The organism is Cupriavidus taiwanensis, assembly GCF_900250075.1.
Lineage (GTDB): Bacteria > Pseudomonadota > Gammaproteobacteria > Burkholderiales > Burkholderiaceae > Cupriavidus > Cupriavidus taiwanensis_C.
The window spans coordinates 3,434,107-3,446,637 of record NZ_LT977070.1 but is presented as its reverse complement, the minus strand read 5'-3'; the positions used below and the strand labels follow the sequence as shown (position 1 = coordinate 3,446,637).

The following is a 12,531-nucleotide window of genomic DNA, read 5'->3' as shown; positions in this document are numbered from 1 at the left end:
CATGGCGCTCAATACCGAAATCAACCTGGCTGACCTGACCAGCCAGTTCCGCGGGCTCAACCTGAACGAGCCGGAGACCTGGCCGGCCGCGCCGCGCGTGCTGTTCGCGATCCTGGCCGCGGCGGTGGTGCTGCTGCTGGGCTGGCAGTTCTACTGGAGCGCAAAGTTCGAAGAACTCGAGCGCCAGCGCCAGGAGCAGGAAAGCCTGAAGCAGGCGTACCAGTCCAAGGTGGCGCAGGTGGCCAATCTCGAGGCGCTGCGCGAGCAGAAGAAGCAGGTCGAGCAGCGCGTGGCGCTGCTGGAGCGGCAGCTGCCCAACAAGACGGAAATGGATGCGCTGCTGGCCGACGTCAACCATGCCGGCGTCGCGCGGGGGCTGCAATTCGAGCTGTTCAAGCCGCAGGCGGCGGTGATCAAGCCCTACTTTGCCGAGATTCCGGTGAACCTGCGGGTCACCGGGCGCTATCACGAGGTGGCTCAGTTCAATGCCGACGTCGCGGCGCTGTCGCGGATCGTGTCGATGCAGAACCTGCAGCTGGCCAATACCAAGGATGGCGGGCTGTCGATGGAGGCGGTGGCGATGGCCTACCGCGCGCTCGACGCGGAAGAACAGGCGGCGCAACGCAAGGCCGCCGCGGCCGCGGCGGCCGCCAAGGCGGGAGGTCCGAAATGAGCCGTGCCGTTCGAACCCGCGCCCTGGCCTGGACCGCGTCGCGGCGCACGCTGGCGGCGGCGCTGGCGCTCGGCTTGCTGGGCGCCTGCGGCGCCAGCGATGAGGATGCGCTGCGCCAGTGGATGGAAGCGACCCGCAGCGCCCGCACCAAGCCGCCCGAGCCCGTGCCCGACGCCCGCCCCTACGTGCCGCGCGAATACGCCGCGGCCAGCGCGCCCGAGCCGTTCGCGCAGGCCAAGATCGGCGAACTGAACAAGACCCTGGCCGATTCGCCCGAAGCCGGCCGGCGCCGCGAGCCGCTCGAGGACTATCCGCTCGAAAACTTCAAGATGCTCGGGATGATGAAGAAGCAGGGGGAAACCTTCGGCATCGTCCGTGTTGATAACAAGATCCACCATGTGAAGGTGGGTCAGTATCTCGGCCAGAGCTATGGCCGGGTGGTCCGCATCACCGATCAGGAGATCGTGTTGCGCGAATTGGTCCGGGAGGGGGTATCCGAGTGGAAAGAGAAAATGACCAGCCTGAAGCTGGACGCGGCGGCATGACCCCCGCGCGCTGGTATCGTGCGCGCGCGGGCGCCGTGATGAGGACCATGGCCACCGCGCTGGCGCTATGGCTTGCGCTCGCCGCACCGGCTGCGCTGGCGCAAGCCAACCGGATCAAGTCGGTGGACGTCAGCACGACCGGGGAACAGACCGTGCTGGTGGTCGAACTGGAACGGCCGCTGGCGCAGAAGCCGGCGGACTTCACCACGCAGAACCCGGCCCGGCTCGCGATCGATTTCTTCGATACCGGCTTTGCCGAGCGGCGCGCGCAATATGAATACGGCGGCAAGCTGGTCAAGTCTGCCAATGTGATGCAGATCGGCGACCGCACGCGGTTGATCCTCGACCTGACGCGCAGCGCCACGTATCGCACCGACCAGCGCGGCAATGTCTTCGTGGTGTCGCTGGACAACGTGGCGCCGGCGGCCAAGAGTGCCGCGCCGACCTTCGCGCCGGCCGCGACGGCGCCTGGCGCCGCGGCGGGGCGGCCGTCGGTGCGTGCTATCGACTTCCGCCGGGGCGCGGACGGCGCCGGGCGCGTGGTGGTGGACCTGTCCTCGCGCGAGTCGGGCATCAATATCGCGCAACAGGGCAAGAACGTGGTGGTCGATTTCCTCGGCACCACGCTGCCGGAGAACCTGCGGCGGCACTTCGACGTCAGCGACTATGGCTCGCCGGTGCAGGGCATGCGCGCCTCCGACGCCAACGGCAATGCGCGCCTGACCATCGAGCCGCGCGGCAACTGGGAATACAGCTCGTACCAGACCGACACCCAGTTCGTGGTCGAGGTCCGGCCGGTCAAGGAAGACCCCACCAAGCTGATCAGCGGCCCGGGCTACCGCGGCGAGCGCCTGTCGCTGAACTTCCAGAACATCGACATCCGCTCGCTGCTGCAGGTGTTCGCCGACTTTACCAACCTGAACATCATCACCAGCGAAAGCGTGCAGGGCAACATCACGCTGCGGCTCAAGGACGTGCCGTGGGACCAGGCGCTGCAGATCGTGATGGATGCGAAGGGGCTGGCCTCGCGCCGCAACGGCAATGTGCTGTGGGTGGCGCCCAGGGCCGAGCTGCAGACCAAGGAGAAGCTGGAGCTCGAGTCGCAGCAGCAGATCAATGACCTCGAGCCGATCCGCAGCCAGGTGTTCCAGCTCAATTACCAGCGCGCCGAGGACGTGCGCAGGATGCTGCTGGGCATGGGCGCCGGCGGCGGCGCGGCCGCGCCCATCGGGTCCGCGGGGGCGGCGGGCGCCAGCACGCGCATGCTGTCCAGGCGCGGTTCGCTGACGGCCGATGCGCGCACCAACCAGCTCTTTGTGTCGGATATCGCCTCCAAGCTGGAAGAGGTGCAGAGCTTTATCGGCAAGATCGACATTCCGGTGCGCCAGGTCATCATCGAGGCGCGCATCGTCGAGGCCACCGATACCTTCAGCCGCAACCTGGGCGTCAAGCTGGGCTTTGCCGGGCAGTACAACAATGCCCGCGTCGGCAACACCTACAACAACGTGCTGCCGGGGGCGACCTCCGACAACGGCCCGTTCCTGAGCCTGCCGGCCGGATCCATCAACGGCACCAACCCGGCCAATATCGCGGTGAGCCTGTTCAACAGCGCCGCCACGCGCTTCCTGGCACTGGAATTGTCGGCGCTGGAGGCGGACGGCAAGGGCAAGATCATTTCCAGCCCGCGCGTGGTCACGGCCAACAACATCAAGGCGCTGATCGAGCAGGGTACCGAACTGCCTTACCAGGCCGCCACGTCCAGCGGTGCCACCTCGGTGCAGTTCCGCAAGGCCAACCTGAAGCTCGAGGTGACGCCGCAGATCACGCCCGAAGGCAACGTGCTGCTCGACGTGGACGTGAACAAGGACAGCGTGGGGATCCAGACCACCTCGGGCTTTGCCATCGACACCAAGCATGTGCAGACCCAGGTGCTGGTCGAGAACGGCGGCACCGTGGTGATTGGCGGTATCTACACCCAGACCGAGTCCACCGACGTCGACAAGGTGCCGCTGCTGGGCGATATCCCGGTGCTCGGCTACCTGTTCAAGAACAACGCCAAGGTCCGCAACCGGACCGAGCTGCTGGTGTTCCTGACCCCGCGCATCCTCAACGAAAGCGTGTCGCTCAGGTAGCGCCGGGCGCCGGATACAGTAGACTGGCAGGCCGCATCGACCGATGCGGCCTTTTTTTGCGCCGCGCGCCGCAAGCAGCCGGGCCTGGCCCCGGCCCGGAATGCATGCGCGACGGCGAGAAATGCGGCCTATGCCGCATTCGGCACTTGCCGGCCGCGCCACAACATAAGAAGATGATGCAGTTCCCAACCGGGGAGGACGGCCCGCATGCCGCGCTCCCGAACCACAGTCCCGTGACAGCCTCAGCGACAGGGCCGGCGGCGCAGCGCCAGGCGCCGGATCGGCGCGAAGCCGAACGATCCGATGCCGACCGCCCGGAATCCGATCGACCCAACCTCTTTTTCGTCGGCCTGATGGGCGCCGGCAAGACCACCGTGGGCCGCACGGTGGCGCGGCGCCTGCACTATCCGTTCTTCGATTCCGACCACGAACTGGAGGCGCACTGCGGCGTGCGCATCCCGGTGATCTTCGAACTCGAGGGCGAGGCCGGCTTCCGCGACCGCGAGGCCGCGATGATCCGCGAACTGGCGCAGCGCCAGGGCATCGTGCTGGCCACCGGCGGCGGCGCGGTGCTGCGCGCCGAGAACCGCGAGGTGCTGAAGTCCCGCGGCACGGTCGTATACCTGCGCGCCAGCCCGCACGACCTGTGGCTGCGTACCCGGCACGACCGCAACCGCCCGCTGCTGCAGACCGAGGATCCCAAGGGCAAGCTCGAGGCGCTGTACGCCGAGCGCGATCCGCTGTACCGCGAAGTCGCCGACTTCATCATCGAAACCGGCAAGCCCTCGGTGGCGCAGCTTGCTAATATGGTGTTGATGCAACTTGAAATGGCCGGTTTCCGGATCGATCCCCCGCAGCCGGCGTCCCCGCCCGCGGGCGATGCCGGGCCGCCGGCGCAGGACCCCAATCCATGATTACCCTTGAAGTCGACCTGGGCGAGCGCAGCTACCCCATCCATATCGGCACCGGCCTGCTCGACAACGCCGAGCTGCTGCGCCCGCACGTGCGCGGCCGGCACGCCGTCATCGTCACCAATGAAACCGTCGGCCCGCTCTATGCGGCGCGCGTCGAGGCCGCGCTGGCGGCGCTGGGCAAGACCGTGCGCACCGTCACGCTGCCCGACGGCGAGGCCTTCAAGCACTGGGAAACGCTGAACCGCATCTTCGATGCCTTGCTGCAGGCAGGCGCCGACCGCAAGACCACGCTGGTGGCGCTGGGCGGCGGCGTGGTGGGCGACATGACCGGGTTTGCCGCCGCCTGCTACATGCGCGGCGTGCCGTTCGTGCAGATGCCGACCACGCTGCTGGCGCAGGTCGATTCGTCGGTGGGCGGCAAGACCGGCATCAACCACCCGCTCGGCAAGAACATGATCGGCGCGTTCCACCAGCCCAACGCGGTGATCGCCGACATCGACACGCTGCGCACGCTGCCGCCGCGCGAACTGGCGGCGGGCATGGCCGAGGTGATCAAGCACGGCGCCATTGCCGACGCCGAGTACTTCGCCTGGATCGAGCGCAACATCCAGGCACTGAATGCCTGCGACCCGGAGCTGATGGCGGTTGCCGTGCAGCGCTCATGCGAGATCAAGGCGGGCGTGGTGGCGCAGGACGAGCGCGAGGGCGGACTGCGTGCCATCCTCAATTTCGGCCATACCTTCGGCCACGCGATCGAGGCCGGCATGGGCTACGGCGCCTGGCTGCACGGCGAAGCCGTGGGCTGCGGCATGGTGATGGCCGCCGACCTGTCGCACCGGCTGGGCTTTATCGATATCGAGACGCTGGCGCGCGTGCGCACGCTGACGCAGGCGGCGATGCTGCCGGTGGTGGCGCCGGAACTGGGCGCCGACCGCTATATCGAACTGATGAAGGTCGACAAGAAGGCCGAGGCCGGCAGCATCAAGTTCATCCTGCTGAAGAAGCTCGGCGAGGCGTTCATTACCAGCGTGCCGGACACGGATCTGCGCGCGACGCTGGCCCACGCCGTCCTGAAACCTCCCACCGAGGCACCGGTCGCCTGACCGATCGGTTATGCCTCGCCACCCGACCCAGCCACCGGACGCGCCGCATGACCGACTTTGAAAGCCACCTCGCCCCGTACGCCGCCCGCTCCGCGCAGACGCGCGGGCGCGTGCACGCCGAACCCGCGTCGCTGTCGCGCAGCGAATTCCAGCGCGACCGCGACCGCGTGATCCACAGCACGGCGTTCCGGCGGCTCGAGTACAAGACCCAGGTCTTCGTCAACCACGAGGGCGACCTGTTCCGCACCCGGCTCACCCACAGCCTGGAAGTGGCGCAGATCGCCCGCTCGATCGCGCGCAACCTGCGCCTGAACGAGGACCTGGTCGAGGCGATCTCGCTGGCGCACGACCTGGGGCACACCCCGTTTGGCCACGCCGGGCAGGACGCGCTGAACCAGTGCATGAAGAACCACGGCGGCTTCGAGCACAACCTGCAGAGCCTGCTGGTGGTGGACGAGCTGGAAGAGCGCTACGGCGGCTTCAACGGCCTGAACCTGACCTTCGAGACGCGCGAGGGCATCCTCAAGCATTGCTCGCGCGTCAATGCGTCGGCGCTGGGCGAGCTGGGCCGGCGCTTCCTGGAGGGCACGCAACCGTCGCTGGAGGCCCAGCTGGCCAACCTTGCCGACGAGATCGCCTACAACAACCACGACATCGACGACGGCCTGCGCTCCGGGCTGCTGACGCTGGAGCAGCTCGACGAGGTGCCGATGTGGGGCCGCCACCGGGCCGAGGTGGCCGAGGCCTTCCCCGGCATCAATGGCCGGCGCGCCATCAACGAGACGGTCCGGCGCATGATCAACACGCTGATCGTCGACCTGATCGAAACCACCAGCCGCAATATCGCCGACACCAACCCGCGCAATATCGACGCGGTGCGGGCCGCCGGGCCGCTGGTCGGCTTCAGTGCGCAGATCCACGAGGAAGCCGCGGCGCTCAAGCGCTTCCTGTTCCGGCACCTGTACCGGCATTACCTGGTGATGCGGATGTCGGCCAAGGCGCAGCGCATCGTCGGCGACCTGTTCCAGGCCTTCATGTCCGATCCGCGCCTGCTGCCGCCGCAGTACCAGGCCAGCCATGGCGGCGACCAGTCGCGGCTGATTGCCCATTACATTGCCGGCATGACCGACCGCTACGCCATCCGCGAACATCGCCGCATCTTCGCGGTCAGCGAGGGCACCGCGCCCTGAAAATTAGGGACGGATCAGGCTATGATGCGGGCATCGCAGCCCGCACGACCTGTCATGGCCCGTCTTCCCCGTTTTTCCCCCACCGGATTGCCCGCGTTGGTGTTGCAGCGCGGCAACAACCGCCAGCCCGTCTTCCTGGGCGCCGACGACTACGTGCATTACCTCGACTGCCTGCGCATGGCCGCGCGCGAGCACGACCTCGCCATCCACGCCTATGCGCTGCGGCCCAATCACGTACACCTGGTGGCAACGCCGAAAAGTGAGGACGCGCTTAGCCTGACCATGCAGGCGGTCGGACGCCGCTACGCGCGCTACTTCAACCGCGTCGCGAGCCGCACCGGCACCCTGTGGGAGGGTCGCTTCCGTTCCGCCGTGTTCGATCCGGCCCAGTGGCTGCTGCCGGCCATGCTCTACGTCGAGGGCAACGCGGTGCGCGCGGGGGAGGTCAACAGCCCGGAGGCCGACTGCTGGAGCAGCTACCGCCATCACGCCGGCATCGAGGCCAGTCCCTTTGTCAGCGACCACGCCGCCTACTGGGAGCTGGGCAATACCCCATTCGAACGGCAATCGAACTACCGGACGCTCAGCGCCGAAGGCTTGTCCGGCAAGACCCTGCAGACGTTGCGCGCCCATGCGCATAGCGGCTGGCCGCTCGGCGGCGACGCATTCCTGGCGCAACTGGAGAGACATGGTCCACGACGGGTCCAGCCCTTGCCGAAAGGTCGCCCCAAAAAGGTGCAAACGGCGCCTGGAAATGCGGCAAAAACGCCATAAAGATTATGTGTCCCCATTTAATTGATTCACCGAAACGGTGCGTTATTTAATGTAATCCGACCCCATTTAATTTTTTTGCGAGGCGCAGGCGATTCCCATATAGTTGCTCCACCCACAGTCATTGTGCGGCGCGTCACGCTCGTGTACGCCGCTGCGGCCCGCTGACAGCTTCGTCCCCATTTCCCTTCCCGCCGGTCCACCGGTCTGGGTGGATTTCAGAAAGCGCGCGGTCCCCGTTCCGGTAGTCCAGCAGTTCGCGCAGCCTTCACCGGAATTCAGCCCGTGGACCAAACGAAAAATCTTTCGGCCCAAGCGCAGACCAGCGAGTCAATCAGCGAGTCTTCCTCCGCCCTCGACCTGCGTCCGCAGGCGCAAGGCATGTACGACCCGGCCAACGAGCATGACGCCTGCGGCGTCGGCATGGTCGCGCATATCAAGGGCAAGAAGTCCCACGAGATCATTTCCCAGGGCTTGAAGATCCTGGAGAACCTGGACCACCGCGGCGCGGTCGGGGCCGACCCGCTGATGGGCGACGGCGCCGGCATCCTGATCCAGATCCCGGACCAGTTCTACCGTGAAGAAATGGCGGCGCAGGGCGTCAGCCTGCCGCCCGCCGGCGAATATGGCGTGGGCATGATCTTCCTGCCGAAGGAACACGCCTCGCGCCTGGCCTGCGAGCAGGAGCTGGAGCGCACGGTCCGCCTGGAAGGCCAGGTCGTGCTGGGCTGGCGCGACGTGCCGGTCGACGCCGCCATGCCGATGTCCCCGACGGTGCGCAAGACCGAGCCGGTGATCCGCCAGATCTTCATCGGTCGCGGCCGCGACATCATGACCACCGACGCGCTGGAACGTAAGCTCTACGTCATCCGCAAGACCGCCAGCCACGCCATCCAGGCGCTCAAGCTCAAGCACGGCAAGGAATACTTCGTGCCGTCGATGTCGGCCCGTACCGTCGTGTACAAGGGCCTGCTGCTGGCCAACCAGGTCGGCGAGTACTACCTGGACCTGCAGGACCAGCGCGCCGTGTCGGCCCTGGCCCTGGTGCACCAGCGCTTCTCGACCAACACCTTCCCGGCCTGGGAACTGGCCCACCCGTACCGCATGGTCGCCCACAACGGCGAAATCAACACGGTCAAGGGCAACGTCAACTGGATCAACGCGCGTACCGGCGCGATCTCGTCGCCGGTGCTGGGCGACGACCTGCCCAAGCTGTGGCCGCTGATCTACCCGGGCCAGTCCGATACGGCATCGTTCGACAACTGCCTCGAACTGCTGACGATGGCCGGCTACCCGCTGGTCCACGCGATGATGATGATGATCCCGGAAGCGTGGGAGCAGCACACGCTGATGGACGACAACCGTCGCGCCTTCTACGAATACCACGCCGCGATGATGGAGCCGTGGGACGGCCCGGCTGCGATCTGCTTCACCGATGGCCGCCAGATCGGCGCCACGCTGGACCGCAACGGCCTGCGCCCGGCACGCTTCTACGTGACCGAGGACGACGTCGTGGTGCTGGCTTCGGAAGCCGGCGTGCTGCCGTTCCCCGAGTCGCGCATCGTTGAGAAGTGGCGCCTGCAGCCGGGCAAGATGTTCCTGATCGACATGGAGCAGGGCCGCATCATCGACGACAAGGAACTGAAGGACAACCTGGCCAACGCCAAGCCGTACAAGAGCTGGATCGACGCTGTCCGCATCAAGCTGGACGAGATCGACGCCAAGCCGGAAGACGTCGCCGCCGAAAAGAAGCCGGTGGCCAAGCTGCTGGACCGCCAGCAGGCCTTCGGCTACACCCAGGAAGACGTCAAGTTCCTGATGGCGCCGATGGCGCTGGCCGGCGAGGAAGCCACCGGCTCGATGGGCAACGACTCGCCGCTGGCGATCCTGTCGTCCAAGAACAAGACGCTGTACCACTACTTCAAGCAGCTGTTCGCCCAGGTCACCAACCCGCCGATCGACCCGATCCGCGAGAACATGGTGATGTCGCTGGTGTCGTTCATCGGCCCGAAGCCGAACCTGCTCGAGCTGAACAACATCAACCCGCCGATGCGCCTCGAGGTGTCCCAGCCCGTGCTGGACTTCAAGGACATCGCCAAGATCCGCAACATCGAGCACTACACCGGCGGCAAGTTCCGTTCGTACGAACTGAACATCTGCTACCCGACCGCGTGGGGCAAGGAAGGCATCGAAGCGCGCCTGGCCTCGCTGTGCGCCGAAGCCGTGGATGCGGTGCGTTCGGGCTACAACATCCTGATCGTGACCGACCGCCCGGTGGATGCCGACCATGTCGCCATCCCGGCGCTGCTGGCCACCTCCGCGATCCACCACCACCTGGTGGAGAAGGGCCTGCGCACCTCCACCGGCCTGGTGGTCGAGACCGGCACCGCGCGTGAAGTGCACCACTTCGCGCTGCTGGCCGGCTACGGCGCCGAAGCCGTGCACCCGTACCTGGCGATGGAAACCCTGGCCGACATGGCCAGCGGCCTGTCGGGCGACCTGTCGCCGGAAAAGGCGGTCAAGAACTTCGTCAAGGCGATCGGCAAGGGCCTGTTCAAGGTGATGTCCAAGATGGGCATCTCGACCTACATGTCGTACACCGGCGCGCAGATCTTCGAGGCCATCGGCCTGTCGCGCGAGCTGGTGCAGAAGTACTTCCACGGCACGCCGTCGAACGTCGAGGGCATCGGCATCTTCGAGGTCGCCGAGGAAGCGCTGCGCCTGCACAAGGATGCTTTCGGCAACAGCCCGGTGCTGGAGAACATGCTGGACGCCGGCGGCGAGTACGCCTTCCGCATCCGCGGCGAAGAGCACATGTGGACCCCGGACTCGATCGCCAAGCTGCAGCACTCGGTGCGCGCCGACGACGGCAAGGGCGCCTACCAGACGTACAAGGAATACGCCAACATCATCAACGACCAGAGCAAGCGCCACATGACGCTGCGCGGCCTGTTCGAGTTCAAGGTCGATCCGGCCAAGGCGATTCCGCTGGAAGAAGTCGAGCCCGCCAAGGAGATCGTCAAGCGCTTCGCCACCGGCGCGATGTCGCTCGGCTCGATCTCGACCGAGGCCCACACCACGCTGGCGCTGGCGATGAACCGCATCGGCGGCAAGTCCAACACCGGCGAAGGCGGCGAGGACGAGAAGCGCTACCGCAACGAACTGCGCGGCATCCCCATCAAGCAGGGCGATACGCTCAAGGGCGTGCTCGGCGACGGCGTGATCGAGAAGGACCTGGAGCTGCAGGCCGGCGACTCGCTGCGCTCGAAGATCAAGCAGGTGGCGTCGGGCCGTTTCGGCGTGACCGCCGAATACCTGGCCTCGGCCGACCAGATCCAGATCAAGATGGCGCAGGGCGCCAAGCCCGGCGAAGGCGGCCAGCTGCCGGGCCACAAGGTTTCGGATTACATCGGCAAGCTGCGTTACTCGGTGCCGGGCGTGGGCCTGATCTCGCCGCCCCCGCACCACGACATCTACTCGATCGAGGATCTGGCGCAGCTGATCCACGACCTGAAGAACGTCAACCCGTCGTCGGATATCTCGGTCAAGCTGGTGTCCGAAGTGGGCGTCGGCACGGTGGCCGCGGGCGTGTCCAAGGCCAAGGCCGACCACGTCGTGATCGCCGGCCATGACGGCGGCACCGGCGCCTCGCCGTGGTCGTCGATCAAGCACGCCGGCACGCCGTGGGAGCTGGGCCTGGCCGAAACGCAGCAGACGCTGCTGCTCAACGGCCTGCGCAACCGCATCCGCGTGCAGGCCGACGGCCAGATGAAGACCGGCCGCGACGTCGTCATCGGCGCGCTGCTGGGCGCCGACGAATTCGGCTTCGCCACGGCACCGCTGGTTGCCGAGGGCTGCATCATGATGCGCAAGTGCCACCTGAACACCTGCCCGGTGGGCGTGGCCACGCAGGATCCGCAGCTGCGCAAGAAATTCCAGGGCAAGCCGGAGCACGTGGTCAACTTCTTCTTCTTCGTTGCCGAAGAAGCCCGCGAGATCATGGCCCAGCTGGGCATCCGCACCTTCGACGAGCTGATCGGCCGCGCCGACCTGCTCGACACCAAGGCTGGCATCGAGCACTGGAAGGCGCGCGGCCTGGACTTCAGCCGCATCTTCCACCAGGTGCAGCTGGGCGCGGACGTGCCGCTGTACCACACCGACGTGCAGGACCACGGCCTGTCGGCCGAGGCCGGCAAGGCGCTGGACCACGTGCTGATCGCCAAGGCTCGTCCGGCGATCGAGAAGGGCGAACGCGTGTCGTTCATCCAGCCGGTCAAGAACGTCAACCGTACGGTGGGCGCGATGCTGTCCGGCGTGGTCGCCAAGCAGTACGGCCACGAAGGCCTGCCTGACGACACCATCCACATCCAGCTGCAAGGCACCGCCGGCCAGTCATTCGGCGCGTTCCTGGCGCACGGCATCACGCTGGACCTGGTGGGCGACGGCAACGACTACGTCGGCAAGGGCCTGTCGGGCGGACGCGTGATCGTGCGCGCCCCGCACGAGTTCCGCGGCGATCCGACCCGCAACATCATCGTCGGCAACACCGTGCTGTACGGTGCCATCGCCGGTGAAGCGTTCTTCAACGGCGTCGCCGGCGAGCGCTTCGCGGTGCGCAACTCGGGCGCCGTGGCAGTGGTGGAAGGCACCGGCGACCACGGTTGCGAGTACATGACCGGCGGCACGGTGGTGGTGCTGGGCGGCACCGGCCGCAACTTCGCGGCCGGCATGTCGGGCGGCGTGGCCTATGTCTACGACGAGGACGGCCTGTTCGACAAGCGCTGCAACACCTCGATGGTGGCGCTGGAAGCGGTGCTGGCCTCGGCCGACCAGGAGAAGGGCCAGCCCCAGTCTTCGTGGCACAAGGTCGACGGCAAGCGCGTGCTGGATGAAACCATCCTGCGCAGCCTGATCGAGCAGCACTTCCGCTACACCGGTTCCGAGCGCGCCAAGGCGCTGCTGGCCGACTGGACCACGGCACGCCGCAAGTTCGTCAAGGTCTTCCCGACCGAGTACAAGCGCGCGCTGGGCGAGATGTACGCCAAGGAACAGGCCGCCCGCGACAGCGACCGCGAAGCCATCGCGGCCTGAGCGAGACGAGCGCAGCAAACCAACGTAGCGAAGGGCCGCGGCAAGCCGCCGCGGTCCCGACAAGATACTGACCCCACCGCAGGGCCGGCGACGCCGCCGGTCCCGCGCAGCA

8 protein-coding genes are annotated in these 12,531 nt (G+C 66.8%); all 8 read left to right on the top strand.

The features are described from left to right. Position 1: 1 nt before the first annotated feature. The 8 genes from CBM2588_RS16095 (at position 2) to CBM2588_RS16060 (ending at position 12,419) form a co-directional block, all read left to right on the top strand. On the top strand, positions 2–673 hold the full coding sequence (locus CBM2588_RS16095; RefSeq protein WP_115681314.1) for a type 4a pilus biogenesis protein PilO: 672 nt from the start codon (positions 2–4) through the stop codon (positions 671–673). Further along, positions 670–1,218: a pilus assembly protein PilP gene (locus tag CBM2588_RS16090; protein WP_115681313.1), complete on the top strand. Its 549-nt coding sequence runs from the start codon at positions 670–672 to the stop codon at positions 1,216–1,218. Before CBM2588_RS16095 ends, CBM2588_RS16090 begins: the two co-directional genes overlap by 4 nt. Beyond that, positions 1,215–3,350: a type IV pilus secretin PilQ gene (pilQ, locus tag CBM2588_RS16085; protein WP_115681312.1), complete on the top strand. Its 2,136-nt coding sequence runs from the start codon at positions 1,215–1,217 to the stop codon at positions 3,348–3,350. Before CBM2588_RS16090 ends, pilQ begins: the two co-directional genes overlap by 4 nt. Before the next feature lie 233 nt (positions 3,351–3,583). Beyond that, positions 3,584–4,264, top strand: coding sequence for a shikimate kinase (locus tag CBM2588_RS16080; protein WP_439897436.1), 681 nt, complete (start codon positions 3,584–3,586; stop codon positions 4,262–4,264). Continuing rightward, positions 4,261–5,367: a 3-dehydroquinate synthase gene (gene aroB / locus CBM2588_RS16075; protein ID WP_115681310.1), complete on the top strand. Its 1,107-nt coding sequence runs from the start codon at positions 4,261–4,263 to the stop codon at positions 5,365–5,367. The genes CBM2588_RS16080 and aroB overlap by 4 nt, the downstream gene beginning before the upstream one ends. Then, entirely contained in the window at positions 5,364–6,557 is a 1,194-nt protein-coding gene (locus CBM2588_RS16070; RefSeq protein ID WP_439897447.1) for a deoxyguanosinetriphosphate triphosphohydrolase, read from the top strand. The genes aroB and CBM2588_RS16070 overlap by 4 nt, the downstream gene beginning before the upstream one ends. Before the next feature lie 54 nt (positions 6,558–6,611). After that, positions 6,612–7,331, top strand: coding sequence for a transposase (locus tag CBM2588_RS16065; RefSeq protein WP_115681309.1), 720 nt, complete (start codon positions 6,612–6,614; stop codon positions 7,329–7,331). 282 nt (positions 7,332–7,613) lie between these two features. Then, positions 7,614–12,419: a glutamate synthase-related protein gene (locus tag CBM2588_RS16060; RefSeq protein ID WP_115681308.1), complete on the top strand. Its 4,806-nt coding sequence runs from the start codon at positions 7,614–7,616 to the stop codon at positions 12,417–12,419. Positions 12,420–12,531: the final 112 nt, after the last annotated feature.